This window comes from Vibrio sp. S457-15 (assembly GCF_000960545.1).
GTDB classification, from domain to species: domain Bacteria; phylum Pseudomonadota; class Gammaproteobacteria; order Enterobacterales; family Vibrionaceae; genus Vibrio; species Vibrio parahaemolyticus.
The window spans coordinates 1-566 of the sequence record NZ_JYOQ01000085.1 but is presented as its reverse complement, the minus strand read 5'-3'; the positions used below and the strand labels follow the sequence as shown (position 1 = coordinate 566).

Sequence of the window (566 nt, the reverse complement as noted above, 5' to 3'; positions counted from 1 at the left end):
CCTTGTGCCGAAGTCGGCTCACCGGTAGCCCCGTTCACACTTGGTTTCTGCTCTGGTGTTGCCACATTTGGCTCCACACCCTTCGAGCTGCCTGCTTGTGCTGGTGTACCCGTTTGCGGCGCGTTCCCTTCTGCGTTCACACTGCCCTTCGATGACGGTCCCGTGCTTGCCGATGGCGTCGAAGAGGCTGGTATGCGATCGCGCATCTCATAGCCCATCGTCTCACCATTACTGTCGACGCGTGTTGGACGGTAACCTGGGTTGCCATCGATGCTCGCGTTGCCCGCGCTGGTGATCACTCGAGCTGGAATCTTCACTTCTGGCCAACGCTTCGCCGGACCCGACGACGCTTGCTCTGGCTCTACCGACGGTAGGCTTTCACCGCTTTCGTGCGTTGGGGTGCTTTCACCCATAGCATTCTTGTCGTCTGCCGTGTTTGGCTCACCCGTTGCCGCGTCCACACTCGGTGTCGCTTCTGGCGTACCTACACCGGAATCAATACCTTCTGATGCATTACCTTGTGCCGAAGTTGGCTCACCGCTAGACGCATCCGCACTTGGTTTCTG

Annotated in this window: 1 pseudogene; it reads right to left on the bottom strand. The window is 58.8% G+C overall.

The window, feature by feature from the left end:
• Positions 1–566 (bottom strand): annotated as a pseudogene (locus UF05_RS26340) (hypothetical protein); the annotation flags it as partial.